At 64.2% G+C, this 25,782-nt stretch carries 26 protein-coding genes; 25 read left to right on the top strand and 1 reads right to left on the bottom strand.

Going from position 1 to position 25,782, the window contains the following annotated elements; genetic code table 11:
• Positions 1–9 precede the first annotated feature (9 nt).
• The 25 genes from BMZ97_RS04610 (at position 10) to der (ending at position 24,835) form a co-directional block, all read left to right on the top strand.
• The gene (locus BMZ97_RS04610) at positions 10–609 is read left to right on the top strand and encodes an NADH-quinone oxidoreductase subunit C (protein ID WP_092165914.1); all 600 of its coding nucleotides are present in this window, start codon (positions 10–12) and stop codon (positions 607–609) included.
• Positions 610–659: 50 nt separating this feature from the next.
• Positions 660–1,019: a four helix bundle protein gene (locus BMZ97_RS04605; RefSeq protein WP_092165912.1), complete on the top strand. Its 360-nt coding sequence runs from the start codon at positions 660–662 to the stop codon at positions 1,017–1,019.
• A 45-nt stretch (positions 1,020–1,064) separates the two neighbouring features.
• A complete protein-coding gene (locus BMZ97_RS04600; RefSeq protein ID WP_092165910.1) occupies positions 1,065–2,255 on the top strand; it encodes an NADH-quinone oxidoreductase subunit D in 1,191 nt (396 codons plus the stop codon).
• A complete protein-coding gene (gene nuoE / locus BMZ97_RS04595; RefSeq protein WP_092165908.1) occupies positions 2,255–3,478 on the top strand; it encodes an NADH-quinone oxidoreductase subunit NuoE in 1,224 nt (407 codons plus the stop codon). Before BMZ97_RS04600 ends, nuoE begins: the two co-directional genes overlap by 1 nt.
• A gap of 10 nt (positions 3,479–3,488) precedes the next feature.
• Complete coding sequence (gene nuoF / locus BMZ97_RS04590) at positions 3,489–4,793, top strand: NADH-quinone oxidoreductase subunit NuoF (protein ID WP_092165906.1); 1,305 nt, start codon at positions 3,489–3,491, stop codon at positions 4,791–4,793.
• A gap of 5 nt (positions 4,794–4,798) precedes the next feature.
• Positions 4,799–5,422, top strand: coding sequence for a DUF2569 family protein (locus BMZ97_RS04585; RefSeq protein ID WP_092165904.1), 624 nt, complete (start codon positions 4,799–4,801; stop codon positions 5,420–5,422).
• Positions 5,419–7,482: an NADH-quinone oxidoreductase subunit NuoG gene (gene nuoG, locus BMZ97_RS04580; RefSeq protein ID WP_092165902.1), complete on the top strand. Its 2,064-nt coding sequence runs from the start codon at positions 5,419–5,421 to the stop codon at positions 7,480–7,482. Before BMZ97_RS04585 ends, nuoG begins: the two co-directional genes overlap by 4 nt.
• A gap of 6 nt (positions 7,483–7,488) precedes the next feature.
• The gene (gene nuoH, locus BMZ97_RS04575) at positions 7,489–8,508 is read left to right on the top strand and encodes an NADH-quinone oxidoreductase subunit NuoH (RefSeq protein WP_092165900.1); all 1,020 of its coding nucleotides are present in this window, start codon (positions 7,489–7,491) and stop codon (positions 8,506–8,508) included.
• A gap of 37 nt (positions 8,509–8,545) precedes the next feature.
• On the top strand, positions 8,546–9,034 hold the full coding sequence (nuoI, locus tag BMZ97_RS04570; protein WP_092165898.1) for an NADH-quinone oxidoreductase subunit NuoI: 489 nt from the start codon (positions 8,546–8,548) through the stop codon (positions 9,032–9,034).
• A gap of 167 nt (positions 9,035–9,201) precedes the next feature.
• The gene (locus BMZ97_RS04565) at positions 9,202–9,822 is read left to right on the top strand and encodes an NADH-quinone oxidoreductase subunit J (protein ID WP_092165896.1); all 621 of its coding nucleotides are present in this window, start codon (positions 9,202–9,204) and stop codon (positions 9,820–9,822) included.
• Positions 9,819–10,127 (top strand): NADH-quinone oxidoreductase subunit NuoK, encoded by a 309-nt coding sequence (gene nuoK, locus BMZ97_RS04560; RefSeq protein ID WP_092165894.1) that lies wholly within the window; start codon positions 9,819–9,821, stop codon positions 10,125–10,127. The genes BMZ97_RS04565 and nuoK overlap by 4 nt, the downstream gene beginning before the upstream one ends.
• Before the next feature lie 26 nt (positions 10,128–10,153).
• Complete coding sequence (gene nuoL, locus BMZ97_RS04555; RefSeq protein WP_092165892.1) at positions 10,154–12,148, top strand: NADH-quinone oxidoreductase subunit L; 1,995 nt, start codon at positions 10,154–10,156, stop codon at positions 12,146–12,148.
• Positions 12,149–12,152: 4 nt separating this feature from the next.
• Positions 12,153–13,667: an NADH-quinone oxidoreductase subunit M gene (locus BMZ97_RS04550; RefSeq protein WP_092166614.1), complete on the top strand. Its 1,515-nt coding sequence runs from the start codon at positions 12,153–12,155 to the stop codon at positions 13,665–13,667.
• Positions 13,668–13,677: 10 nt separating this feature from the next.
• Positions 13,678–15,108 (top strand): NADH-quinone oxidoreductase subunit NuoN, encoded by a 1,431-nt coding sequence (nuoN, locus tag BMZ97_RS04545; protein WP_092165874.1) that lies wholly within the window; start codon positions 13,678–13,680, stop codon positions 15,106–15,108.
• A 132-nt stretch (positions 15,109–15,240) separates the two neighbouring features.
• Positions 15,241–16,017, top strand: coding sequence for a biotin--[acetyl-CoA-carboxylase] ligase (locus BMZ97_RS04540; protein WP_092165871.1), 777 nt, complete (start codon positions 15,241–15,243; stop codon positions 16,015–16,017).
• A 226-nt stretch (positions 16,018–16,243) separates the two neighbouring features.
• Positions 16,244–17,914, top strand: coding sequence for a ribonuclease J (locus tag BMZ97_RS04535; RefSeq protein ID WP_092165869.1), 1,671 nt, complete (start codon positions 16,244–16,246; stop codon positions 17,912–17,914).
• Positions 17,915–18,040: 126 nt separating this feature from the next.
• The gene (gene mce, locus BMZ97_RS04530; protein WP_092165868.1) at positions 18,041–18,445 is read left to right on the top strand and encodes a methylmalonyl-CoA epimerase; all 405 of its coding nucleotides are present in this window, start codon (positions 18,041–18,043) and stop codon (positions 18,443–18,445) included.
• A gap of 5 nt (positions 18,446–18,450) precedes the next feature.
• On the top strand, positions 18,451–18,858 hold the full coding sequence (locus BMZ97_RS04525) for a RidA family protein (protein ID WP_092165867.1): 408 nt from the start codon (positions 18,451–18,453) through the stop codon (positions 18,856–18,858).
• The gene (locus tag BMZ97_RS04520; RefSeq protein ID WP_069691713.1) at positions 18,855–19,085 is read left to right on the top strand and encodes a DUF1467 family protein; all 231 of its coding nucleotides are present in this window, start codon (positions 18,855–18,857) and stop codon (positions 19,083–19,085) included. Before BMZ97_RS04525 ends, BMZ97_RS04520 begins: the two co-directional genes overlap by 4 nt.
• Before the next feature lie 378 nt (positions 19,086–19,463).
• Positions 19,464–20,009 carry a peptidylprolyl isomerase gene (locus BMZ97_RS04515; protein WP_069691712.1) on the top strand — a complete coding sequence of 182 codons (546 nt, stop codon included), beginning with the start codon at positions 19,464–19,466 and terminating at the stop codon, positions 20,007–20,009.
• Positions 20,010–20,045: 36 nt separating this feature from the next.
• A complete protein-coding gene (locus tag BMZ97_RS04510) occupies positions 20,046–20,693 on the top strand; it encodes a hypothetical protein (protein ID WP_139221151.1) in 648 nt (215 codons plus the stop codon).
• Complete coding sequence (locus BMZ97_RS04505; protein WP_092165863.1) at positions 20,693–21,163, top strand: peptidylprolyl isomerase; 471 nt, start codon at positions 20,693–20,695, stop codon at positions 21,161–21,163. The genes BMZ97_RS04510 and BMZ97_RS04505 overlap by 1 nt, the downstream gene beginning before the upstream one ends.
• 8 nt (positions 21,164–21,171) lie before the next feature.
• Complete coding sequence (gene queA, locus BMZ97_RS04500) at positions 21,172–22,257, top strand: tRNA preQ1(34) S-adenosylmethionine ribosyltransferase-isomerase QueA (RefSeq protein ID WP_092165862.1); 1,086 nt, start codon at positions 21,172–21,174, stop codon at positions 22,255–22,257.
• A 348-nt stretch (positions 22,258–22,605) separates the two neighbouring features.
• Entirely contained in the window at positions 22,606–23,268 is a 663-nt protein-coding gene (locus BMZ97_RS04495) for a tetratricopeptide repeat protein (protein WP_092165861.1), read from the top strand.
• Between the two features lie 151 nt (positions 23,269–23,419).
• A complete protein-coding gene (der, locus tag BMZ97_RS04490; protein ID WP_092165860.1) occupies positions 23,420–24,835 on the top strand; it encodes a ribosome biogenesis GTPase Der in 1,416 nt (471 codons plus the stop codon).
• A 66-nt stretch (positions 24,836–24,901) separates the two neighbouring features.
• On the opposite strand, the gene BMZ97_RS04485 is transcribed toward der, so the two are convergent.
• On the bottom strand, positions 24,902–25,735 hold the full coding sequence (locus BMZ97_RS04485) for a tetratricopeptide repeat protein (protein WP_175525421.1): 834 nt from the start codon (positions 25,733–25,735) through the stop codon (positions 24,902–24,904).
• Positions 25,736–25,782: the final 47 nt, after the last annotated feature.

The following is a 25,782-nucleotide window of genomic DNA, read 5'->3' as shown; positions in this document are numbered from 1 at the left end:
GGGCCTGTCATGAGCGATCTCCTTGCTCTCGGGGAAGACATCAAGGCCGCGCTGCCCGGCGCGGTAACGGAGGCCGTCGTCGCCTTCGACGAACTGACTGTTCACGCTGAAGCGGCGTCGATCGTGCAGGTTCTCAAGGTCTTGCGCGACGATCCGCGCTTCCGCTTCGTGAACTTCACCGACATCGCCGGTGCCGACTATATCGAGCGCGAGAAGCGCTTCGACGTGGTCTACCATCTGCTCTCGCCACGCCATAACCATCGGATCCGGGTCAAGGTCCAGACCGACGAGGCGACGCCCGTTCCCTCCGTGATCGAGATCTTCCCGGCGGCGAACTGGTATGAGCGCGAGGCTTACGACTTCTACGGAATCCTGTTCTCAGGTCATCCCGATCTGCGCCGCATCCTTACCGATTACGGCTTCGAGGGGTACCCGCTGCGCAAGGACTTCCCGCTGACCGGCTTCGTCGAGGTCCGCTATGACGACGAGCAGAAGCGCGTCGTCTATGAGCCGGTGAAGCTGAACCAGGAATTCCGGAATTTCGACTTCCTGAGCCCGTGGGAGGGGACGGACTACGTCCTTCCAGGTGACGAGAAGGCGAAGGTTTAAGGCAATGGGCAGTCGGCAGTCGGCAGTCGTGACGAAAGATGGGTTGTGCGATGAGCATTCAATCCTATCGGGACTTGCGCGTTTGGCAGGAGGCCATGAGCCTTGCCGAAGCGGTCTATCGACTGACGAAACAGTTTCCCAAGGACGAGTTATTTGGCCTTACGTCGCAAATGCGGCGAGCTTCGGTCTCGATACCCGCCAATATCGCGGAAGGGTACGGCCGCGAGAGCACCGGAGCATATGTACAGTTTCTGCGCATCGCCCAAGGCTCTTTGAAAGAGCTGGAGACGCATGCCCTGTTGGCCAATCGCGTCGGCATTATGAGCGAATTGGATGCAGCCAATCTGCTCTCATTGGCCGAATCGATCGGAAAGATGCTGCGTGCGTTGATCCGTTCGCTGGAAAAGTAACGACTGCCTACTGCCTACTGCCTACTGCCAGAGGCGAAGCCTGACATGACCGAACACAACATCCGGAATTTCTCGATCAATTTCGGCCCGCAGCACCCTGCGGCCCACGGCGTGCTTCGCCTCGTGCTGGAGCTCGACGGCGAGATCGTCGAGCGGGTCGACCCGCATATCGGCCTGCTGCATCGCGGCACCGAGAAGCTGATCGAGGCCAAGACCTATCTGCAGGCTTTGCCCTATTTCGACCGGCTCGACTATGTCGCGCCGATGAACCAGGAGCATGCCTATTCGCTCGCGGTCGAGAAGCTGATGGGCGTCACGGTGCCGCGCCGGGGCCAGCTCATCCGCGTGCTCTATTCCGAGATCGGCCGCATCCTCTCGCATATCCTCAACGTCACCACGCAGGCGATGGACGTCGGCGCGCTGACGCCCCCGCTCTGGGGGTTCGAGGAACGCGAAAAGCTGATGATCTTCTATGAGCGGGCCTGTGGCGCGCGCATGCATGCGGCCTATGTCCGGCCCGGTGGCGTCCACCAGGATCTGCCGGTCTCGCTGATCCACGACATCGCCGAATGGTGCGACCCGTTCCTCAAGGTCTGCGACGATCTCGAGACCCTGCTCACCGACAACCGCATCTTCAAGCAGCGCAATGTCGATATCGGCGTCGTCGATCTCGACACCTGCTGGAAATGGGGCTTTTCGGGCGTGATGGTGCGTGGCTCTGGCGCCGCCTGGGACCTGCGCAAGTCGCAGCCCTATGAATGCTATGAGGAGATGGATTTCGACATCCCCATCGGCAAGAACGGCGATTGCTACGACCGTTATTGCATCCGCATGGAGGAGATGCGCCAATCCGTCCGCATCATGAAGCAGTGCTGCGAGAAGCTGCTGGCGGCTGACGGCGGTGGACCGATCTCCTCGCTCGACGGCAAGATGGTGCCGCCCAAGCGCGGCGAGATGAAGCGCTCGATGGAAGCGCTGATCCACCATTTCAAGCTCTACACCGAGGGCTACAAGGTGCCGGCCGGCGAGGTCTATGCGGCGGTTGAAGCGCCCAAGGGCGAATTCGGCGTCTATCTCGTCTCCGACGGCACCAACAAGCCCTATCGCTGCAAGATCAAGGCCCCGGGCTTCGCCCATCTCCAGGCCATGGATTTCATGTGTCGCAAGCACATGCTGGCGGATGTCAGCGCGATCCTGGGCTCCCTCGATATCGTCTTTGGTGAGGTGGACCGCTAATGTCCGTCCGTCGTCTAGCCCCCGATCACGTCCAGCCCGCCTCCTTCGCCTTTGATGCGGCGAATGAAAATTGGGCCGACCAGCAGATCGCCAAATACCCGGCAGGCCGGCAGGCCTCGGCCGTGATCCCGCTGTTGTGGAAGGCGCAGGAGCAGCATCAGGGCTGGGTGCCGCGCGCCGCGATCGAGGCCGTGGCGAAGAAGCTCGACATGGCGCCGATGCGCGTCATGGAGATCGCGACCTTCTACACCATGTTCAACCTGCAGCCGGTGGGTGAGCATTTCATTCAGCTCTGCGGCACCACGCCCTGCGCCTTGCGCGGCGCCGAGGCGCTGAAGAAGGTCTGCGAGGACGTGATCGGCCCGCAATCGACCGTGAGCGCCGACGGCAAGCTCTCCTGGCTCGAGGTCGAGTGCCTGGGCGCCTGCTGCAACGCCCCGATGGCGCAGATCAATTTCGACTATTACGAAGACCTGACGCCCGATAATTTCCGCGCGCTCCTCGACGATTTGCGCCAGGGACGGCCGACCAAGCCCGGCCCGCAGAATGATCGTTCCTGCTCGGAGCCGCTTGGCGGCGGCGAGACCTTGAAGGATCCCGCGCTCTATGACGGCACGGTGATCGGTGCCGGCGACTGGCAGAAGCGCATTGCTGAGCAGCGCAAGGCTGCCGCTGAAGCCGCCGCGGCCAAGGCCGCTGCGGAAGCGGCCGCGAAGGCCGCCGAGGCGACGCCAGCCGCGGTCGAGACCAAGCCTGCCAGCGAGACGGCGGCCGCAAGCCGGCCCAAGCCCTCCGCTCCGGCCCAGCCCTCGAGCGCGGCCAACGACACGCCTGCCGCCGGCGGCAAGGTCGAGGCGAAGGCCGTCACAGAATCTGCCAAGCCGGCGGCCAAGGCCCCCGTCAAGCCGAAGGCCGAACCGGAGCCAGCCTCGGCCGTCGCGGAATCGAAGCCGGAATTGCTGACCGCTGCGCGGGGCGGCAAAGGCGATGATCTCGAGCTGATCTGGGGCGTTGGCCCCAAGCTCGCGAAGATGCTCAACGAGATGGGCGTCTGGCATTTCGACCAGATCGCGAGCTGGAAGGCCGAGGAACTCGCCTGGGTCGATGCGCGACTGACCGGCTTCAAGGGCCGCGCCACGCGCGACGACTGGATTTCGCAGGCGAAGAAACTCGCGACAGGCTGGCGGCCGGAATCGGCCCTCGGCGACAAGCCGGTGAAGTGAGGCGAAGACGATGCTTGCTGATCGCGACCGCATTTTCACCAATCTCTACGGCCGGCACGACCTTTCGCTGAAAGGCGCGATGGCGCGCGGCGCCTGGGACGGCACCAAATTCCTGCTCGAGCAGGGCAAGGACTGGATCATCGACGAGATGAAGAAGTCCGGCCTGCGCGGGCGTGGCGGCGCGGGCTTCCCGACCGGGCTGAAATGGTCGTTCATGCCCAAGGTCAGCGACGGCCGGCCGAGCTATCTCGTCGTCAATGCCGACGAATCGGAGCCCGGCACCTGCAAGGATCGCGAGATCATGCGCAACGACCCGCATACGCTGGTCGAGGGCTGCCTGATCGCCTCCTTCGCGATGGGCGCGAACGCCGCCTACATCTACATCCGCGGCGAATATGTCCGCGAGCGCGAGGCGCTGCAGCGCGCCGTCGACGAGGCCTATGAGGCCAACCTCATCGGCAAGAACAACAAGCACGGCTATCCCTTTGATCTTTATGTGCATCACGGGGCCGGTGCCTATATCTGCGGCGAAGAGACGGCGCTGCTGGAGAGCCTCGAAGGCAAGAAGGGCATGCCGCGGCTGAAGCCGCCATTCCCGGCCAATGTCGGCCTCTATGGCTGCCCGACCACCGTGAACAACGTCGAGTCGATCGCAGTCGCGCCGACCATCCTGCGCCGTGGCGCGGCCTGGTTCTCCTCGCTCGGCAACCCCAACAATGTCGGCACCAAGCTGTTCTGCGTCTCCGGCCATGTGAACAAGCCGTGCAATGTCGAAGAGGTCATGGGCATTCCCTTCCGCGAACTGATCGACCGCCATTGCGGCGGCGTGCGCGGCGGCTGGGACAACCTGCTCGCGGTCATCCCCGGCGGCTCCTCGGTGCGCATGGTGCCGGCCGAGCAGATCATCGACACGCCGATGGATTTCGACTCGCTTTCCAAGCTGAAGTCGGGCCTGGGCACGGCGGCCGTCATCGTTATGGACAAGTCGACCGACATCGTCCGCGCGATCGCGCGCATCAGCTATTTCTACAAGCATGAGAGCTGCGGCCAGTGCACGCCTTGCCGCGAGGGCACGGGCTGGATGTGGCGCGTCATCAGCCGCATGGCCGAGGGCAGGGCGCAGAAGCGCGAGATCGACATGCTGCTCGACGTCACCAAGCAGATCGAGGGCCACACCATCTGCGCGCTCGGCGATGCCGCCGCCTGGCCGATCCAGGGCCTGATCGCGCATTTCCGTCATGAGATCGAGAAGCGCATCGACGATTATGCCGCGAACCCGCATTCCGAGCCGGTTCGGCTGATGGCGGCGGAGTAGACGCTATGGAGGGCGTTTCTATACGGCCTTGGCTTGTCTCGCTTTTGATCGCGGGTGTTATCTTTGCGATTGCCCGCCTATCAAAGCGCGTGGCCAAAATGCATGATGGAGAGCCCGTTGGCATCGGCGGATGGTTGATTATGCCGATGATCGGCTTCGCCATAACAATCCTTTTGACGGTAAAGGACCTTTCTGGCGGATTTAGCGCGTGGCCGTTTATAGTTGCGGTTTTCTCGGCTACAAGCGGGCCATTGGCGAGCCTAAAAGCGCCTGCTATAATGTCCCTCGTTGGCGCAATTTTTGTAATACTTAGCGCTTTGGCGTGCCTTATTCTTATATTCGCCAGGAGAAAATCTATAATTACTGTTGCTAGTTTGCATTATGTAATTTTAACGATTGCGGTATTTGTAGATTTTTGGTCTTACACTTTTCTTCGTAAGGTAATGCCGAATATTCCGGATGATCCATCTGCTCCGACGTTAGCGCAGGCTGTTTGTCAAGCATTTATCGCTGCAATTTGGATTGCCTATTTTCACCGATCAAAACGCGTAAAGAACACATTTGTCGACCCGGCAATAACTATTCGTAAAGCGAGCGCTGGCACGAGCACTGCGAGTCTGACCCTATGACCAAACTCCTCATCGACGGCATCGAGGTCGACGTTCCCGCCGACTATACCGTGCTCCAGGCCTGCGAGGCCGCCGGCGCCGAAGTGCCGCGCTTCTGTTTCCATGAGCGCCTCTCCATCGCCGGCAATTGCCGCATGTGCCTGGTCGAGGTGAAGGGCGGCCCGCCCAAGCCCCAGGCCTCCTGCGCCATCGGCGTGCGCGATCTGCGCCCCGGCCCCAATGGCGAGCCGCCGGTCGTCTCGACCAAGTCGCCCATGGTCAAGAAGGCGCGTGAGGGGGTCATGGAGTTCCTCCTGATCAACCACCCGCTGGATTGCCCGATCTGCGACCAGGGTGGTGAATGCGACCTGCAGGACCAAGCCATGGCCTATGGCGTGGACAATTCCCGCTATGCCGAGAACAAGCGCGCGGTCGAGGACAAATATATCGGCCCGCTGGTGAAGACCTCGATGACGCGCTGCATCCAGTGCACGCGCTGCGTCCGCTTCACTACCGAAGTCGCCGGCGGTACCGATCTCGGCGCCATCGGTCGCGGCGAGGATATGGAGATCACGACTTATCTCGAACAGGCGATGACCTCCGAATTGCAGGGCAATATCGTCGATCTCTGCCCGGTCGGCGCGCTGACCTCGAAGCCCTATCAGAACAAGGCCAGGCCCTGGGAGCTGACCAAGACCGAATCCATCGACGTGATGGACGCGGTCGGCTCGGCCATCCGCGTCGATTCCCGTGGCCGCGAGGTGATGCGCATCCTGCCGCGCATCAACGAGGCGGTGAACGAGGAGTGGATCTCCGACAAGACCCGCCACATCGTCGATGGCCTGCGCACGCAGCGGCTCGACCGGCCCTATATCCGCCAGAACGGCGCGCTGAAGCCCGCGAGCTGGAACGAGGCCTTCGCGCTGATCGCGGCGAAGGTGAAGGCGGCGAGCCCTAAGAAGATCGGCGCGATCGCCGGTGACCTTGCTGCGGTCGAGGAGATGTTCGCGCTGAAAAGCCTGATGGCTTCGCTCGGCAGCGCCAATCTCGACGGCCGCCAGGACGGCACGAAGCTCGATCCGAAGTTCGGCCGGGCCTCCTACATCCTGAACGCCGGCATCGCCGGCATCGACGAGGCGGATTCGCTGCTGATCATCGGCGCCAACCCGCGCAAGGAAGCGCCGATCCTGAATGCGCGTATCCGCAAGCGCTGGCTGCGCGGCGACTTCAAGGTCAGCCTGATCGGCGAGAAGGTCGATCTGACCTATGATTACGACTATCTCGGCGCCGGCAGCGATACGCTGGCCGAGCTGATCAAGACGGCAACCGCGGCCAAGGCCAAGCCCATGGTGCTGATCGGGCAAGGCGCTCTCACTCGTGCCGACGGCGCCGCGATCCTCTCCATGGCCGCCAAGGCTGCGCAGGTGCTGGGTGGAGCGGGCGAAGGCTGGAACGGCTTTGGCGTGCTGCACACGGCAGCCGCCCGCGTCGGCTCGCTCGATCTCGGCTTCGTGCCGGGCGAGGGGGGCTTGGATGTCGCCGGCATGATCGCGCCGGGTGCGCTCGATGTGCTGTTCCTGCTCGGCGCCGACGAGATCGACGTGCCGGCGGGCGCTTTCGTGATTTATCAGGGCACGCATGGCGACAAGGGCGCTCATCGCGCCGACGTCATCCTGCCGGGCGCCGCCTATACCGAGAAGTCGGGCACCTACGCCAATACCGAGGGCCGGGTGCAGATGACCGATCGCGCCACCTTCCCGCCGGGCGACGCCCGCGAGGATTGGGCGATCCTGCGCGCGCTCTCCGCTGCGCTCGGCAAGACCCTGCTATTCGACTCGCTGGCGGGGCTGCGCAAGGCGCTCTACGAGGCCTATCCGCACTTTGCGGCTCTCGACAGCTTGCCTGCTTCCGATGCGAGCGGGCTTGGCCAGCTCGCAGGTCTCGGCGGCAAGGCCGAGAAGGCCGGCTTCGTCTCGCCTGTCAGTGATTTCTACCAGACCAACCCGATCGCGCGCGCATCCGCCGTGATGGCCGAATGCTCGGCGCTGGCCTCGGGCCGGCTGCGGCAGGCGGCGGAGTAAGCGGCCATGAACTGGGATCTCGTCCTTGACCTCGCGATCATGCTCGGCAAGAGCCTGCTGCTGCTGGTCTGCCTGCTCGTCTTCATCGCTTATATCCTGCTCGCCGATCGCAAGATCTGGGCGGCGGTGCAGTTGCGCCGCGGCCCCAACGTGGTCGGGCCCTTCGGCCTGTTCCAGAGTTTCGCCGATCTGCTGAAATTCGCCTTCAAGGAGCCGATCATCCCGTCCGGCGCCAATAAGGGCGTGTTCCTGCTGGCGCCGCTGATCTCCTGCTTCCTGTCGCTGGGCGCCTGGGCGGTCATTCCGGTGGCGGAAGGCTGGGCGATCGCGGACATCAATGTCGGCGTGCTCTACATCCTGGCGATCTCGTCGCTGGGGGTCTATGGCGTGATCATGGCCGGCTGGGCCTCGAATTCGAAATACCCCTTCATGGGCGCGCTGCGCTCGGCGGCGCAGATGGTCTCCTATGAGGTCTCGATCGGCTTCGTCATCATCACGGTGCTGCTCTGCGTCGGCTCGCTGAACCTGACCGCGATCGTTGAGGCGCAGAACACCAGCTGGGGCATGCTGCGCTGGTACTGGCTGCCGCTGTTCCCGATGTTCATCGTTTTCTTCATCTCGGCCCTGGCCGAGACGAACCGGCCGCCTTTCGATTTGCCGGAAGCGGAATCGGAACTCGTCGCCGGCTTCATGGTCGAGTATTCCTCGACGCCCTATCTGCTGTTCATGCTCGGCGAATACGTGGCGATCATGACCATGTGCTCGCTGACGACGATCCTGTTCCTCGGGGGCTGGCTGCCGCCGTTCCCGATCGCGCCCTTCACATGGCTGCCAGGCGTGTTCTGGTTCGCGCTCAAGGTCTGCCTCGTCTTCTTCATGTTCGCGATGGTGAAGGCCTTCGTGCCGCGCTACCGCTATGACCAGTTGATGCGCCTGGGTTGGAAGGTCTTCCTGCCGCTCTCGCTGGTCTCGGTCGTGGTCGTGGCCTTCGTGCTGCAGGTCACGGGTTGGGGGCCGGTGCATTGATGACGACCACCCTGACGACGCATAAGGATTTTGCGCGATGACACTCGCTCAAGCCGCCAAGGGTCTGCTCCTCAAGGAGTTCGTTGGGGCGTTCGCCCTGTCGATGCGCTATTTCTTCAAGCCGAAGGCGACGCTGAACTACCCCTTCGAAAAGGGCATGCTCTCGCCGCGCTTCCGGGGCGAGCACGCTTTGCGCCGCTACCCCAATGGCGAGGAACGCTGCATCGCCTGCAAGCTCTGCGAGGCGATCTGCCCGGCCCAGGCCATCACCATCGAGGCCGGCCCGCGCCGCAATGACGGCACGCGCCGCACGACGCGCTACGACATCGACATGACGAAGTGCATCTATTGCGGCTTCTGCCAGGAGGCATGCCCGGTCGACGCCATCGTCGAGGGGCCGAATTTCGAGTTCGCGACCGAGACCCGCGAGGAGCTGTTCTATGACAAGGACAGGCTGCTTGCGAACGGCGCGCGCTGGGAGCGCGAGATCGCGCGCAACATCGCGATGGACGCTCCGTATCGGTAGGAATTGGGCAGTAGGCAATCGGCAGTGGGCAGTAGCAAGCGCGATCCAATGACTGCCGATTGCCTACTGCCGACTGCCCTGACTATAGACGCTCCAAACTGCGCCCGGCCCGAGAGTCGGTCGCTTTGCAACGAGGACCGCCCGCAAGGGCGGAAAGGCTGGCCAGGATGAACGCCTCAGCGGCTTTCTTCTATCTCTTCGCAGGCGTCACCGTCGCTTCGGCGTTCATGGTGGTGACCTCGCGCAATCCCGTTCATTCGGTGCTGTTCCTGATCCTCGCCTTCGTCAATGCGGCGGGACTGTTCATGCTGCTCGGCGCCGAGTTCCTGGCGATGCTGCTGATCGTGGTCTATGTCGGCGCGGTCGCGGTGCTGTTCCTCTTCGTGGTGATGATGCTCGACGTCGATTTCGCCGAGTTCCGCCAGGGCTTCCTGAACTACCTGCCGATCGGGGCGCTGATCGGCCTGATCTTCGCGGTCGAATTGCTGCTGGTGGTCGGAGCCTGGGTCATCGATCCAAAGATCGTCAGCACGCCGGTGGCGCCGATCCCGGCCAATCTGACCAACACCGCGGCACTCGGCCAAGTGCTCTACACGCAGTACATCTACTACTTCCAGGCGGCCGGGCTCGTCCTGCTCGTCGCCATGATCGGCGCCATCGTGCTGACCTTGCGCGAGCGTGTCGGTATCAAGCGCCAGGACATCACCCAGCAGAACGCCCGAACCAAGGCGACTGCCATGGAAGTGAAGCAGGTTCCTTCCCGCGCCGGCATCGAGGAGACGGTCTGATGATCGGACTGGGCCATTATCTCGCCGTCAGCGCGATCCTGTTCACGCTCGGCGTGCTCGGCATCTTCATCAACCGCAAGAACGTCATCGTCATCCTGATGTCGATCGAGCTCATCCTGCTCGCGGTCAACATCAACTTCGTCGCCTTCTCGAGCTTCCTGAATGACATCGTCGGCCAGGTCTTCGCGCTTCTGGTGCTGACGGTCGCGGCGGCAGAAGCTGCCATCGGGCTCGCCATCCTCGTCGTCTACTTCCGCAACCGCGGCACGATCGCGGTGGAAGACATCAACATGATGAAAGGCTGAGCGCAGCACGCGCCCGGATCCAGCCCATGTATCACGCGATCGTCTTCCTCCCTCTGATCGGCTTCCTGATCGCTGGCCTCTTCGGCCGGCTGATTGGCGCGCGCGGCTCGGAGATCGTCACCACCTCTTTGCTGGTCGTCTCGGCCGTCCTGTCCTGGATCGCCTTCTTCCAGGTCGGCTTCGGCCATGGCACGACCCGCGTCCAGATCGCGACCTGGATGGCCTCGGGCGATCTGCGCGTCGACTGGGCCTTCCGCGTGGACACGCTGACCGCGGTGATGCTGGTCGTCGTCAACACCGTCTCCTGCCTCGTGCACCTCTACTCGATCGGCTACATGCATGAGGATGCGCATCGGCCGCGCTTCTTCGCGTACCTTTCGCTCTTCACCTTCGCCATGCTGATGCTGATCACCGCGGACAACCTCGTCCAGATGTTCTTCGGCTGGGAAGGCGTGGGCCTGGCCTCCTATCTGCTGATCGGCTTCTGGTATCAAAAGCCCTCGGCCAATGCCGCAGCGATGAAGGCCTTCATCGTCAACCGCGTCGGCGATTTCGGCTTCGCGCTCGGCATCTTCCTGGTCTTCGTGCTGTTTGGCTCGGTCGGGTTCGATGCGATCTTCCCGCGCGTCGGCGACCTGACCAATCAGAGCTTCCACTTCCTCGGTCGCGACTGGCATGCGCTGACGCTGGCGAGCCTGCTGCTGTTCATGGGCGCCATGGGCAAGTCGGCGCAGTTCCTGCTGCACACCTGGCTGCCGGACGCGATGGAGGGCCCGACCCCGGTCTCGGCGCTGATCCATGCCGCGACCATGGTCACCGCCGGCGTCTTCATGGTGGCGCGGCTCTCGCCGATCTTCGAATACGCGCCGGTCGCGCTGACCGTCGTCGTCGTCATCGGTGCGACGACCGCCTTCTTCGCCGCCACGGTCGGCCTGGTTCAGAACGACATCAAGCGCGTCATCGCCTATTCGACCTGTTCGCAGCTCGGCTACATGTTCGTGGCGCTCGGCGTGGGCAATTACGGCGCCGGCATCTTCCATCTGTTCACCCACGCCTTCTTCAAGGCGCTGCTGTTCCTCGGCGCGGGCTCGGTCATCCATGCGATGCATCACGAGCAGGACATGCGGAACATGGGGGGCCTGCGTAAGCACATCCCGCTGACGGCTGTGGCCATGACCATCGGCACGCTCGCGCTGACCGGCTTCCCGGGCTTCGCCGGCTATTTCTCCAAGGACGCCATCATCGAGAGCGCTTATGCCTCGGTGGAACATGGCGGTTTCGCGAGCTCCTATGCCTATGTGCTGCTGGTGGTCGCGGCCTGCATGACCTCGTTCTATTCCTGGCGGCTCTATTTCATGACCTTCGAGGGCAAGCCGCGCTGGGGCGCGGACGCCCATGCCGCTCACGGCCACGATGCGCACGGTCATGACGATCATCACGGCCATGGCCATGACCACACGCCGCATGAGAGCCCGTGGGTGATGCTGATCCCGCTCGCTGTGCTTTCGCTCGGCGCGCTCGCGGCCGGCTTCGTCTTCAAGGACGCCTTCATCGGCCACGACTTCGAGCATTTCTGGAAGTCGGCCTTGTTCATGGGCAAGGACAACCACATCCTGCACGCGATGCACGAAGTGCCGGGCTGGGTCGTGGCCTCGCCTTTCATCGCGATGGTGCTGGGCTTCCTGTTCGCCTTCTACTGCTACGTGCTGCGGCCCGACGTGCCCGGCAAGCTCGCGGCCGCCAATCCGGCGCTCTACAAATTCCTGCTGAACAAGTGGTATTTCGACGAGCTCTACGACTTCCTGTTCGTGAAGCCGGCGATGTGGCTCGGCAAGTTCCTCTGGAAGAAGGGCGACGGTTTCGTCATTGACGGCATGGGGCCGGACGGAATTTCCGCCCGCGTCGTCGATGTCACCAACCGGGTGGTTCGCCTCCAGACCGGCTATGTCTATCACTATGCCTTCGCCATGCTGATCGGCGTCGCGGGCTTTGTGACCTGGTATCTCGTGGCGCGCGGGTGAGATGATGGATTTCGGCTTCGGCATTCTCACCGGTCTTCTCGTCCTGCCGCTGGTCGGCGCTGCCTTCATCCTGGCCCAGCGCGGTGACGAGGATTCTGTCGCTTCCAACGCGCGCTATGTCGCGTTCGCCACGACGGTTTTGACCTTCTTCCTGGCTTGCGTCGCCTGGGGCCGTTTCGAGCCGGGCAATCCCGGCTTCCAAATGGTCGAGACCCATGGCTGGGTCTCCGACGCGATCAAGTTCAAGCTCGGCGTCGACGGCTTCTCCTTCCCCTTCGTGGTGTTGACCGCCTTCCTGATGCCGTTCTGCATCCTGGCGTCCTGGACCTCGGTGACGAAGCGGGTGCGCGAATACATGGTCGCGTTCCTGATCCTGGAGACGCTGATGATCGGCGTCTTCGTGGCGCTCGACCTCGTGCTGTTCTACCTGTTCTTCGAGGCCGGCCTGATCCCGATGTTCCTGATCATCGGCATCTGGGGCGGCAAGCGCCGGGTCTACGCCTCCTACAAATTCTTCCTCTACACGCTGCTCGGCTCGGTGCTGCTGCTGCTGGCGCTGATGGCGATGTACTGGAATGCCGGGACCACCGACATTCCGACCCTGCTGGCGCATCACTTCCCGTCCGGCATGCAGAAATGGCTGTGGCTCGCCTTCTTCGCCTCCTTCGCGGTGAAGATGCCGATGTGGCCGGTCCATACCTGGCTGCCCGACGCCCATGTCGAGGCGCCGACTGCGGGATCCGTCATCCTGGCGGCGATCCTGCTGAAGATGGGCGGCTACGGCTTCATTCGTTTCTCGATCCCGATGTTCCCGGAGGCGTCGCAATATTTCGCGCCCTTCGTCTTCGCGCTCTCGGTCATCGCCATCGTCTACACCTCGCTGGTGGCGCTGATGCAGGAGGACATCAAGAAGCTGATCGCCTACTCCTCGGTGGCGCATATGGGCTTCGTCACCATGGGCCTGTTCACCCTGACGGCGCAGGGCATCCAGGGCGCGATGTTCCAGATGGTCAGCCATGGCCTGGTCTCGGGCGCGCTCTTCCTGTGCGTCGGCGTGGTCTATGACCGCATGCATACCCGCGAGATCGCGGCCTATGGCGGGCTGGTCAACCGCATGCCGATCTACGCCGTCATCTTCATGGTGTTCACCATGGCCAATGTCGGCCTTCCCGGCACGGCTGGCTTCGTCGGCGAGTTCCTGACGCTGCTGGGCGCCTTCAAGGCCAATCCCTGGGTTGCCTTCATCGCGACCTCGGGTGTCATCCTGTCGGCTGCCTACGCACTCTGGCTCTATCGCCGCGTCATGTTCGGCGAACTGGTCAAGCCGGAGCTCAAGGGCATCTTGGATCTCAATATCCGCGAGATCGCGATCCTCGTGCCGCTCGTGCTGCTGACGGTCTGGTACGGCATCCGTCCCGGCACGATCCTCGACGCCTTTGCCGCGCCGACCGAAGCCCTCATCAAGAATTATCAAGCCGCACTCACCGCCGCGAAAACGGCGATGCTGGTCGTTCAGTAAGGTTGGCCCGATGACCGTCGTTCCCGCCCTCGGGCCTGCCCTGCCGGAAATCATCCTCGCGCTCGGCGCCATCGCCATGGTGCTGGTCGGCGCGATCAAGGGCGAGCGTTCGACGCGCCTGCTCGAAGGCGCGGCGATCGCGCTCTTCGTGCTGGCGCTCGTCCTGGTGCTCTCGGGCGAGGGCAAGCTGATCACCTTCAATGGCAGCTTCGTCGCCGACGGGTTCGCCCGCTTCATGAAGGTGCTGACGCTGCTGGGTGCAGCGGCCACGATCCTGCTCTCTTCCGATGCCTTGCGCCGCAGCGGCTCGATGCGCTTCGAATTCCCGATCCTGGTCGTGCTGGCGACGATCGGCATGATGATGATGATCTCGGCCAACGACCTGATCAGCCTCTATGTCGGCCTGGAATTGCAGTCGCTGGCGCTTTATGTCGTTGCTGCCTTCGACCGCGACAATGCGAAGTCGACCGAGGCCGGCCTGAAATACTTCGTCCTCGGCGCGCTCTCCTCGGGCATGCTGCTTTACGGCTCGTCGCTGGTCTACGGCTTCACCGGCACGGTGAGCTTCCCGGGCATTGCGGCTGCCACCCATGGCGGTCATGCCGGCATCGGGCTGATCTTCGGCATCGTCTTCATCGCGGCGGGCGTCGCCTTCAAGATCTCGGCGGTGCCGTTCCATATGTGGACGCCCGATGTCTATGAGGGCGCGCCGACCCCGGTCGCGGCCTTCTTCGCCTCGGCCCCCAAGATGGCGGCGATGGCGATGGTGGTGCGCGTCTTCGTCGGCGCCTTCCCGGGCGCGCTGCATGACTGGCAGCAGATCATCATCTTCATCGCGATCGCCTCGATGGCGCTGGGCGCCTTCGCGGCGATCGGCCAGAGCAACATCAAGCGCCTGCTCGCCTATTCCTCGATCGCCAATATGGGCTATGCGCTGGTCGGCCTCGCCGCCGGCACCGCCAATGGCGTGCAGGGCGTCATGGTCTATATGGCGATCTATCTGGCCACGACGCTGGGCGCCTTCGCCTGCGTCCTGCTGATGCGCCGCGACGGCAAGCCGGTCGAGAACATCAGCGAGCTTGCCGGCCTCTCGCGCACCAATCCCTGGATGGCGTTTGCGCTGTCGATGATGATGTTTTCGCTCGCCGGCATTCCGCCGCTGGCCGGCTTCTGGGCGAAGTTCTACGTCTTCCTCGCTGCGATCGAGGCCAAGCTCTATGTGCTGGCCGTGGTCGGCGTGGTGACCAGCGTGGTTGGCGCGTATTATTATCTGCGCCTGGTCAAGATCATCTATTTCGACGACGCCAAGCCCGCCTTCGAGAAGGGCGATTTCGGCGTGCGCGCCGTGCTGCTGATCTCGGCGGCTTTCGTGCTGGTGCTGTCGCTGGCTCCCGCGCCGCTGCTTAATTCGGCGGCCGCGGCGGCGAAGTCGCTGTTCTGAATGCAGCACCCGTCATGCTCGGACTCGACCCGAGCATCTCTCGACGGAGATATCGGGTCTGCGTGGAGCTTGTCCTTGGGCCGGCCAAAGGGCGGACCCGAGGGCCGCGCCCGAGAATGACGGAAGCGATCCATGCTCTCTGAAGCAGCCCGCGCTGCCGGTTACCGTCTGATCGTCCGCGACGAGGTCGGCTCCACCATGGAGGAGGCGCGGCGTGTGCTCGACCAGGGCGATGCCGGCAAGCTCTGGATCGTCGCGCGCAGCCAGAACGCCGGTCGCGGCCGCCATGGCCGGCAATGGGGCTCGCCGCCCGGCAATCTCTATGTCAGCCTGCTGTTGACCGCGCCTTGCGAGCCGGCGCTCGCGCCGCAGCTCGGCTTCGTCGCCGGATTGGCGCTGCATGACGCCGCAACTGCCGTCACGGGGCTTACGGCTCCCGGCCTTGCGCTGAAATGGCCCAACGACCTGCTGATCGAACGCGCCAAGACGGCCGGCCTCCTGCTTGAAGGCGAGAGCCGGGCAGGGCGGCTCAATGTGATCATCGGATTTGGCGTCAACATCGCCTCCTGCGCGCAGGGCACGCCCTATCCGGCGAGTTTCCTGAAGCAGCATCAACCGGCTGCGAGCATCGAGGCGATGCTGACGGCGCTCAGCGGGGCCTGGCTCGCGCGCTTCAGCGCCTGGCAACAGCCCGGCGGCTTCGGCCCGACGCGCGCCGCCTGGCTGGAGCGCGCCGCCTTTCTCGGCGAAACGATCACGATCCGGCTGCCGGAAGGCCCGCTCGAAGGGCGCTTCATCGGGCTCGATCCATCCGGGCGACTCGAAATGGAGACCGCCACTGGCCGCCGCGCCATCGATGCCGGCGATCTGTTTTTCGGCGAGCCCAGTTCCCCTCAGCCCTCATCCTGAGGAGCCGCGAAGCGGCATCTCGAAGGATGCCCCAGGAGGCTTGGGAACCATCTGGAACATCCTTCGAGGCGCACTCCCGCGGAGGGCTCCTCAGGACGAGGGCTCAACTGAGTATTCCAAGGCATTGCTTTGCCTCACCGCTATGGAGACCTGCCGCCCGGCATGGTAGGGCTCCCGCACATCTCCCGCGTTCATACGCCGATCCATATTCCAGTCAGGATATTCAGTGACCCGTTCCAGCGATCAACTCGTCTTCGTTCCCCTCGGCGGCCTCGGCGAGATCGGCATGAACGCCGCGCTCTACGGGTTCGGCCCGGAAGGGCGGCGGAAATGGATCCTGGTCGATTGCGGCCTGTCCTTCGCCGGCCCCGAGGTGCCCGGCGTCGACATCATCCTGCCCGACCTGCGCTACATCATCGAAGAGCGTGCCAATCTGCTCGGCATCATCATCACCCACGCGCATGAGGACCATATCGGCGCACTCGCCGCCTTGTGGCCCAGCTTGCGCGCGCCGGTCTATTGCACGCGCTTCGCCGCCGGCCTCCTGGCGACGCGCCGGCTCTCCGAACCAGGCGCGCCCAAGGTGCCGATGCATGTGGTGGCGCAGGGCGGCCGCGTGACGCTCGGCCCCTTCGACATCGAATTTGTGCCAGTGGCGCATTCGATCCCCGAATCCAACGCGCTGGCGATCCGCACCCCGGTCGGCCTCGTCGTCCATACCGGCGACTGGAAGATCGACCCGACGCCGCAGGTCGGCTTGCCGACCGACGAGAAGCGGCTGCGCGAACTCGGCGACGAAGGCGTGCTTGCGCTGATCTGCGATTCGACCAATGTCATGCGCGACGGCACCAGCCCGAGCGAGGCGGATGTCGCGGCCAAGCTGAAAGAACTGGTGCATTCCGCCCCGGGCCGCGTCGCCGTTACCACCTTCGCCTCGAACGTCGCGCGCCTGCGCGCCGTCGCCGAGGCTGCGATGGCCGATCAGCGCGAGGTCGTCGTCGTCGGGCGCGCCATGGACCGCGTCATCGATGTCGCACGCGAATGCGGCTATCTCGACGGCATCCCGGCCTTCCGCTCGGCCGACACCTATGGCTATCTGCCGCGCGACAAGGTTGTGGCGCTGCTCACCGGCAGCCAGGGCGAGCCGCGCGCGGCGCTCTCGCGCATCGCGTCGGACGATCACCCCGAGATCGCGCTCTCGCCGGGCGACCGGGTGATCTTCTCGTCGCGCACCATTCCCGGCAATGAGAAGGCCGTCGGCAACATCCTGAACGCGCTCGCGCGCGACAATATCGAGATCATCACCGACCGCACCCATCTCGTCCACGTCTCCGGGCATCCGCGCCGCGAGGAGATGGCCAGGCTTTATGGCTGGCTGAAGCCGAAGATCGTCATTCCCGCCCATGGCGAGGATCTGCATCTGTCGGAGCACGCCATCTTCGCACGGGGGCTCGGCGTCAAAACCGTGGTGCGCGCCGGCAATGGCGATGTCGTCGCGATCACCGCCGACGGCGCCAGCAAGGTCGACGAGGTCACGCATGGTCGCCTTTATCAGGACGGTACGCTTTTGGTGAACGCGCTGGAGAAGACCATCTCCGAGCGCCGGAAGCTCTCCTTCGCCGGCATGATCTCGGTCGCGGTCGCGATCGACGAGAAGGGCGGGCTTGCCGGCGATCCTGAGATCGCGGTGCTGGGCCTGCCACCGAGGACGCGCGACGGCACCGATTTCGACGAATATGTCGCCGAGGCGGTGTCCGAACTGATCGACGGCATCCCCAAGGCGCGCCGGCGTGATCCCGAGGCACTCCGCAACGCGCTGGAGCGCGGCCTGCGCAGCGCCGTCAACGAGGAATGGGGCAAGAAGCCGCTGGTGCATGCGCTGGTGATCGAAGTTTAGGGCAGTCGGCAGTCGGCAGTCGGGTTTGCCTTGACGGCTCGGCCAACACGCATTCCTTCTACTGCCTACTGCCTACTGCCTACTGCCTACTGCCTACTGCCTACTGCCTACTCCACGGAGCGCCACATGATCGGACGCCTCAACCACGTCGCCATTGCCGTGAAGGATCTCACGGCCTCGACGGCGCTCTATCGCGATACGCTGGGCGCGCGGGTTTCGCAGCCGCTGCCGCAGCCAGAGCATGGCGTGACGGTGGTCTTCGTGGAACTGCCGAACACCAAGATCGAATTGCTGGAGCCGACGGGCCCTGACTCGCCCGTCGCGAGATTCCTCGAGCGCAATCCCGATGGCGGCATCCACCACATCTGCTACGAGGTCGACGACATCCTGGCCGCCCGCGATCGCTTGAAGGCAACTGGCGCGCGCGTCCTGGGCTCCGGAGAGCCGCGCATCGGCGCCCATGGCAAGCCGGTGCTGTTCCTGCACCCCAAGGATTTCTGCGGCACGCTCGTCGAGCTCGAGCAGGCCTGAGCGCGATGGACGAGATCACCTTCTTCGGCGAGCCGGAAGCGGGATCGCCGCGCCCCTTCAGCGCCGCAACGCGGGCCGGGGGCCTGATTTTCGTCTCCGGCCATTCGGCGCCGCATGATCCCGAGCGTGGCGTCTTTCGCGGCGACACGCCGGCCGAGGAGGTCCGCAACGCATTGGCGAAGATCGCCGATATCCTGGCGCAGGCAGGCAGCAACCTCGATCGCGTCGTGCAGGTTTCGATGCTGATCACCAATCCCGACGACTATGCCGCCTGCAACGCCGAATATGTGAAGCATTTTCCGGGCGGGTTGCCGGCGCGCCATACGGCCCGTTTCGGCGTGCCGACGCAGGCGCGCGTCGCTTTTTCCTGCATCGCGCTTGCCGGCTATGCGACGAGGGATGACCGCTCATGACCATCGCCGGCGGGCTCGCCGTTTATTTCGTGATCTGGTGGACGGTGCTGTTTGCCGTGCTGCCCTTCGGCGTGCGCAGCCAGGCTGAGGCCGGCGAGGTCACGGACGGCACGGAACCCGGCGCGCCGGTCCTTCCCGGCCTGCTCAAGAAGGCCTTGATCACCTCGGTCATCGCCGGGGTGGTCTTCGCGCTCGTCTGGTATATCTGGGCGAAGTTCGACCTCTAATCTTCGCGCGCTGGACTTCAAAAAGAAAAAGGCAAGGCCGATGCCTTGCCTTGGAAGTCTGTTTTTACCGCAGTAACGGCACGCATCTGATCGCGCGCGACTCATATACTAGGCGGGCGTTTGTTCCTCCCGAGACCTGGTCCGCGGCGCTTCGATAATCGCAAAGCGTGTCCAGCCAGGAATGATTAGCGGATTATGACGGGGCTGTCACCACTTTAGGCATGCGCAGCCTGATCTTTTTGCAAGTTTATTCTGTGTTGCACTTGTGCAGTGCAGCAAAGTTCTATCCGGGGCCTTTTCCCGCCTTGTTCCGGCCAAAGGATGCCGCTAGGCGAGTGCCAGACCAGCCGGGCCCGCCGGTTGCCATGGAGATCGTCTATGCTGCGCAGCTCTCTCGCCGCTCTCGCCCTCATCGCCTCGCTCGGCATGGCCCAGGCCCAGGCACCGGACCCGGCCAATACACTGGTTCTGGAGACCAAGGACGGGCCGGTGACAATCCGGCTGCGGCCCGACCTCGCGCCCAAGCATGTCGCGCAGATCAAGGCGCTGACCAAGCGCGGCTTCTATGACGGCATCGTCTTCCACCGCGTTATCGACGGCTTCATGGCCCAGACCGGCGACCCGACCGGCACCGGTACCGGCAAGTCCGATCTGCCGAACCTGCCGGCCGAATTCACCCCGACGCCTTACAAGGTCGGCTCGGTCGGCATGGCCCGTTCGCAATCGCCCGATTCCGCCAATTCCCAGTTCTTCATCTGCTTTGAGGGCTGCGGTTCGCTGACCGGCCAGTACACACTGTTCGGCGAGGTCGTCTCCGGCATGGATGCCGTGCGCAAGATCAAGAAGGGCAGCCAATCGGCCAATGGCCAGGTCACGAACCCTGACAAGATCGTCCGCATGCGCTTGCAGGCCGACGCCAAGTAACGGTCTACATAAGTAAAGGCCAACCAGGGGAGGGCCGTGACAATGCTGCGCATGGCTCTCACCTCTCTCGCTTTGCTGCTGGCCGCCGGCTCAGCCGGCGCGCAGGACACCCGCGATCTCGGCCTGCCGCCGCCCTCCGGATCGCAAAATCCCGTCCTGCCACCGCCTTCCGGCTCGCAGAACCCCATTCTGCCGCCGCAATCGGGGCAGCGCTACATGCCAGGCGTCGGCGGCCCGTTCAGCGGGGATGACATACCGGGCAGCGGCTATCGCAGGATCAGGCCGCCCCGAGAGTCGCGCAGCGGCGAGATCGGCGTGGCGGGAGGGCTTGCGCCTTCGACGAAACCGTTCGAAGGCGAGGCGCTTGCCCGTCTCACCGATATCGCGCCCGCTTTGCGGCGCTGCTGGCATCCGCCCGTCATCGACGGTCTCGATACAGGCGTCATGGCGACGGTCAGGTTCAGCCTGCGCCGCGACGGCTCGCTCTTCGGCCAGCCGCGCGTGACCTGGGAAACCAGGCGGACCGACCCGGCCTTGCGCCAGCGTTTCACGGACTCGGTCGTCGCCGCTGTTCGCGATTGCACACCGATGAGGTTGTCGCCGCAGCTCGGAGCGAGTATCGCGGGGCGACCTTTTTCCATTCGCTTCCACGGCCGCGCGCCGTCCACAGAAAGGCAAACCTGATGTCGCTCGATCCCGAGAACACCCTCGTCATGGAAACCACCAAGGGCAAAGTCGTCATCAAGTTGCGCCCCGACCTGGCTCCCGGCCATGTCGAGCGCCTGAAGACGCTGTCGCGCCAGGGCTTTTATGACGGTATCGTCTTCCACCGCGTCATCGACGGCTTCATGGCCCAGGTCGGCTGCCCGCATGGCACCGGCACCGGCGGCTCGGACCTGCCTGACCTGAAGGCCGAGTTCAATGCGCAGCCGCATGTGCGCGGCATCTGCTCGATGGCCCGCTCGCAGAACCCGAACTCGGCCAACAGCCAGTTCTTCATCGTCTTCGACGACGCCCGCTTCCTCGACAAGCAGTACACCGCCTGGGGCGAAGTCGTTGAAGGCATGGAGAATGTCGACAAGATCAAGCGCGGCGAGCCGGTGCGCGATCCCGACTCCATCGTCTCGATGAAGGTTCTGGCCGACGTGGCCTGATCCAAACCGTGGATGTCGGGCTCTTCGATTTCGACCTCCCCGAAGACCGCATCGCGCTGAGGCCCGCCAGCCCGCGCGATGCGGCGCGTCTGCTTGTCGTCAGGCCTGATGCGCCCGAGCCTTTCGAGGATCGCGGTATCCGCGACCTCGTCGGCCTGCTTCAGCCGGGCGATGCGCTTGTCCTGAACGACACCCGCGTCATCCCCTCGCGGCTGCGCGGCCGCCGCTTCCGGGGCGAGACGTCTGCCGGCATCGAGATCATGCTGCACAAGCGCGAGGCGGCTGATCGCTGGCTCGCCTTCGCCCGGCCGGCCAAGAAGCTCACGATCGGCGAGATGATCGTCTTCGGCGAGGCCGGAGCAGGCAATGTCTGCGAACTCGGCCGGCTCGAAGCCGAGGTTATGTCCAAGGGCGAGGGCGGCGAGGTTGAGTTGCGCTTCGCTCTGTCAGGGCCAATGCTCGATGAGGCTATCGCGCGGCTCGGTGAGTTGCCGCTGCCGCCTTATATCGCCGGCAAGCGCCCGACCGACCAACAGGATGCGAGCGACTACCAGACGATGCATGCCCGCGAGGACGGCGCGGTCGCCGCGCCGACGGCTGGCCTGCATTTCACGCCGGAGCTGGTCGCCGCGCTCGATGCACGCGGGGTCTCGCGCCATCTCGTTACGCTGCATGTCGGAGCGGGGACCTTCCTGCCTGTGAAGGTGGAAGACACAAGCGAGCACCGCATGCATGCCGAATGGGGCAGCGTCTCGGCCGAGACCGCCGCTGCGCTGAATGCGGCCAAGGCCAAGGGCGGACGCGTCATTGCTGTCGGCACGACCTCGCTGCGCCTGCTCGAAAGCGCCACTGGCGAGGATGGCGTCATCGCGCCTTTCTCCGGCGATACTGCGATCTTCATCACGCCGGGCTATCGTTTCCGCGCCGTCGACCTGCTGCTGACCAATTTCCACCTGCCGCGCTCGACGCTGTTCATGCTGGTCTCGGCCTTCTGCGGTCTCGACATCATGAAACGTGCCTATGCCCATGCGATCGCGGAGAATTATCGCTTCTACTCCTATGGCGACGCCAGCCTGCTGCATCGCGGCGCATAGCCCTCGTCCTGAGGAGGCTGGCCCGCAATGAATCGAGCGATATCAAGGATTTCTGATCGCCTACCATCACCCACGCCGTCATCCTGGGCGAAGCGAAGCTTCGGCCCGGGATCCATCGTAGGGAACTGCGCTCTACGATGGATCCCGGGACGCCCTGCGGGCGCCCAGGATGACGGCGCGTAGGTGATCAAGACAGAGCCATTGAAATCATTGGCTTCATTCCAGGCCCGACTCCTCAGGATGAGGGCTGGAGAGTCCAAAGCCTATGCAGGTCGGTGTCGTGTTCCGGCTCGCAATCGCCGCGCGGAAATGCTAACCGGCACGGCAACAAGGGAATTCTGACGGGCCATGGCCGATATTTTTCGCGAAATCGATGAAGAGGTGCGCCGCGACAAGGCGGCGGCGATCTGGAGCAAATACGGCAATGTCTTCGTCGCGCTGGCCGTGCTGGCCGTGCTCGCCGTCGCGGGCTGGCAGTATTGGCTGCATCGCGAGAGCCAGGCCTCCCAGGCTGTCGGCGCGCGGCTCGAAGCCGCGCTGAAATCCTCGCGCGACGGCAATGGCGCGGAGGCCGAAACGATTCTGAAGGAGCTCGCCGAGAACGCTCCCGCCGGCTATCGCCAGATCGCGCGCTTCCGTCTTGCCGCCGAGACCGCCAAGCGCGATGCCGCTGCCGGCGTCGCGGCTTTCGATGCGCTCGCCAATGATGGCGGGCTCGATCAGCTCTATCGCGATCTGGCGCGCCTGCGCGCCGGCATGCTGCGCGTCGATCTCGCGCCCTATGCCGAGGTCAAGACGGCGCTGGAGCCGCTGGTGACGCCTCAGGGCGTCTGGCGCCACTCGGCGCGGGAGATGCTGGGCATCGCTGCGCTCAAGGCCAATCTCTTCGAGGATGCCGGGCGCTGGTTCGATGCGATCGTCACCGATCCGCAGGTGCCGCAGGTGCTGCGCCAGCGCACCGATCTCTACCTCGCTCTGGTTCGCGGCGGCCCGGTCGAGACGAAGAACTGAGTTCTCACGAACGAGGTTTGCGAGAATTTCATTTGTAGCGCTGGTCATCCCGAGCGACCCTAGGGGGATCCGGGATGACCGTGCGTTTATCGACTGCGAAGGAGCCGACGTCGTTGGACCACGCAGGCGAAACAGGAATAGTTGAAACGCAATGACCGCCATCGTCGCCATCATCGGCCGCCCTAATGTCGGCAAGTCGACGCTGTTCAACCGGCTCGTCGGCAAGAAGCTCGCGCTCGTCGACGATCGGCCCGGCGTGACGCGCGACCGGCGCGAGGGCGAGGCCTCGCTCGGACATCTGCGCTTCAACGTGATCGATACGGCCGGCCTGGAAGAGGCCGACAAGGATTCGCTCTTGGGCCGGATGCGCGCGCAGACAGAAACCGCGATCGCGCAGGCTGATGTCATCCTGTTCATGATCGATGCGCGGCTCGGTCTCACGCCGATGGATCAGCCCTTCGCCGATCTGGTGCGCAAATCCGGCAAGCCCGTCATCCTGCTCGCCAACAAGGCCGAGGGGAAGAAGGGGCTGGACGGTATCTTCGAATCCTATGCGCTAGGCCTGGGCGATCCCGTGCCGTTCTCGGCCGAGCATGGCGAGGGCACGTCCGACTTGCTGGAGGCGCTCGCGCCCTTCGTCGATGTCGAGCCGGAAGAGGAAGAGGCCTTCGACGAGAGCTATGGCGACAAGCGCTGGGTGGATGCCCCGGCCGCTGCCAGTGAAGAAGACGAAGAGTACAACGACCCGAACAAGCCGCTGCGCGTCACCATCATCGGCCGCCCCAATGCCGGCAAGTCGACCTTGGTCAACCGCATGATCGGCGAGGAACGGCTGCTGACCGGCCCCGAGGCCGGCATCACCCGCGACACCATCTCCGTCGACTATGAATGGCGCGGCCGCCCGGTAAAACTGTTCGATACGGCCGGGATGCGCAAACGCGCCCGCATCGAGGAAAAGCTCGAGAAGATGTCGGTGCAGGACGCACTGCGCGCGATCCGCTTCGCCGAGGTCGTCGTCGTGTTGCTGGATGCCACGATCCCGTTCGAGAAGCAGGATCTGACGCTCGTCGATTTCACCGAACGCGAGGGCCGCACCGTCGTCATCGGCCTGAACAAATGGGATCTCGTTGCCGACAAGAATGGCTTACTGGCTGAGTTGAAGGAGAAGGCCAAGCATCTGCTCGCGCAGGTGCGTGGCGTGCCGATCGTGCCGCTTTCCGGGCTTGCCGGCGAGGGCATCGACCGCCTGATGCAGGCGGTGTTCGAGAGCTACGACGTTTGGAATCGCCGCGTCTCAACGGCGCGAATCAACCGCTGGCTGGAAGGCGTGCTCTCGGCCCATCCGCCACCAGCCGTCGCAGGCCGGCGCATCAAGATCCGCTACATGACGCAGGCCAAGGCGCGCCCGCCAACCTTCGCGCTGTTCGGCAACCAGCTCGATCATCTGCCGGTGTCCTACACCCGCTATCTGGTCAACAATCTGCGCGAGGCCTTCGAACTGCCGGGCACGCCGATCCGGCTGCATACACGCGGCGGCGAAAACCCTTACGACAAAGGCAAGAAGTAGCGCCGTTTCTCCCCGCGTGCTTCCCATCATTGGGGTCGGCCTTTGGTCGACCGAAGACCGTGCCGCCTACCGCGATGAGGGGGCGGTCTTTCGCGACGACAGCTCGCCCAGCTTGGCCTCGTCGGCTCGAGCCCCGTCCTGATCGCCGGCCGCACGCCTGGCTACGGCGCGGAAGCGATAATTGTCATCGGCTTCGGGTGCGAGACGGATGGCTTCACCGAAATCGGTGATGGCCCGGGCGGTGTCGCCCTTGTTGAAATGGGTCAAGCCGCGAACGGTCCAGGCCTTTTCCAATGCAGGCGCCAGGGCGATGGCTCGATCGAGGTCGGCCAGCGCTTTGTCCGGCTCTCCGAGCGAGGCTCGAATCGATGCACGCGTGACAAGAAAATCCGCCTGCGACGGGTCGAGGCGGACGGCCGTATCGAGGTCGTGCAAGGCCCGCCGAAGGTCCCTCATATAGAGCAGATGCGCCTTGCCGCGTTTGGCGAAGGCGATGGCGGCGGTCGGCGCAAGAGTGATGGCCCGGTCGTAATCGGCAAGTGCGCGGGCGTAAGCATCGCCGGTTCCCGGCGCGAGGAGGTCCCCGCGATCGAGGAGGGCGGTCGCGAGCTCGCCGCCCGAGAGGCTGCCGCCGTCGATCAGTCGGTTGCAGGCTGCGAGAGCCCGGTCATGGCGTGCGATCAACTCCTGCGCCTGCGCGATCAGCGCCTGTGCGTCGCCTGATGGCAGTGCGAGCGACGGCTCGGAGCCGGAGCGGCAGGTAAGGCGCAAGTCCTCGATTGGGGAGGCGGGCGGGGCAACGGGACCGCCATCCGCGACGGCTTGCCCGGTCATCATCACGGCCGATGCCAGGCCGAGAGCGGCAAGGGCGGGCAGCAACAGGACGCAGCGTGCGAGCATCATTGCTCCAACGGTCGACTCGCCAACGGTCGAGCCGTCCGGCTTGT

It is taken from the genome of Allobosea sp. OK403 (assembly GCF_900113835.1).
Taxonomy (GTDB): Bacteria; Pseudomonadota; Alphaproteobacteria; order Rhizobiales; family Beijerinckiaceae; genus Allobosea.
This window is presented reverse-complemented; position numbering and strand designations above follow the sequence as displayed.

Coding starts and splice junctions, on each gene's coding strand:
- BMZ97_RS04610 (WP_092165914.1), top strand. CDS start 10: ATGAGCGATCTCCTTGCTCTCGGGGAAGACATCAAGGCCGCGCTGCCC.
- BMZ97_RS04605 (WP_092165912.1), top strand. CDS start 660: ATGAGCATTCAATCCTATCGGGACTTGCGCGTTTGGCAGGAGGCCATG.
- BMZ97_RS04600 (WP_092165910.1), top strand. CDS start 1,065: ATGACCGAACACAACATCCGGAATTTCTCGATCAATTTCGGCCCGCAG.
- nuoE (WP_092165908.1), top strand. CDS start 2,255: ATGTCCGTCCGTCGTCTAGCCCCCGATCACGTCCAGCCCGCCTCCTTC.
- nuoF (WP_092165906.1), top strand. CDS start 3,489: ATGCTTGCTGATCGCGACCGCATTTTCACCAATCTCTACGGCCGGCAC.
- BMZ97_RS04585 (WP_092165904.1), top strand. CDS start 4,799: ATGGAGGGCGTTTCTATACGGCCTTGGCTTGTCTCGCTTTTGATCGCG.
- nuoG (WP_092165902.1), top strand. CDS start 5,419: ATGACCAAACTCCTCATCGACGGCATCGAGGTCGACGTTCCCGCCGAC.
- nuoH (WP_092165900.1), top strand. CDS start 7,489: ATGAACTGGGATCTCGTCCTTGACCTCGCGATCATGCTCGGCAAGAGC.
- nuoI (WP_092165898.1), top strand. CDS start 8,546: ATGACACTCGCTCAAGCCGCCAAGGGTCTGCTCCTCAAGGAGTTCGTT.
- BMZ97_RS04565 (WP_092165896.1), top strand. CDS start 9,202: ATGAACGCCTCAGCGGCTTTCTTCTATCTCTTCGCAGGCGTCACCGTC.
- nuoL (WP_092165892.1), top strand. CDS start 10,154: ATGTATCACGCGATCGTCTTCCTCCCTCTGATCGGCTTCCTGATCGCT.
- BMZ97_RS04550 (WP_092166614.1), top strand. CDS start 12,153: ATGGATTTCGGCTTCGGCATTCTCACCGGTCTTCTCGTCCTGCCGCTG.
- nuoN (WP_092165874.1), top strand. CDS start 13,678: ATGACCGTCGTTCCCGCCCTCGGGCCTGCCCTGCCGGAAATCATCCTC.
- BMZ97_RS04540 (WP_092165871.1), top strand. CDS start 15,241: ATGCTCTCTGAAGCAGCCCGCGCTGCCGGTTACCGTCTGATCGTCCGC.
- mce (WP_092165868.1), top strand. CDS start 18,041: ATGATCGGACGCCTCAACCACGTCGCCATTGCCGTGAAGGATCTCACG.
- BMZ97_RS04525 (WP_092165867.1), top strand. CDS start 18,451: ATGGACGAGATCACCTTCTTCGGCGAGCCGGAAGCGGGATCGCCGCGC.
- BMZ97_RS04520 (WP_069691713.1), top strand. CDS start 18,855: ATGACCATCGCCGGCGGGCTCGCCGTTTATTTCGTGATCTGGTGGACG.
- BMZ97_RS04515 (WP_069691712.1), top strand. CDS start 19,464: ATGCTGCGCAGCTCTCTCGCCGCTCTCGCCCTCATCGCCTCGCTCGGC.
- BMZ97_RS04505 (WP_092165863.1), top strand. CDS start 20,693: ATGTCGCTCGATCCCGAGAACACCCTCGTCATGGAAACCACCAAGGGC.
- BMZ97_RS04495 (WP_092165861.1), top strand. CDS start 22,606: ATGGCCGATATTTTTCGCGAAATCGATGAAGAGGTGCGCCGCGACAAG.
- der (WP_092165860.1), top strand. CDS start 23,420: ATGACCGCCATCGTCGCCATCATCGGCCGCCCTAATGTCGGCAAGTCG.
- BMZ97_RS04485 (WP_175525421.1), bottom strand. CDS start 25,735: ATGCTCGCACGCTGCGTCCTGTTGCTGCCCGCCCTTGCCGCTCTCGGC.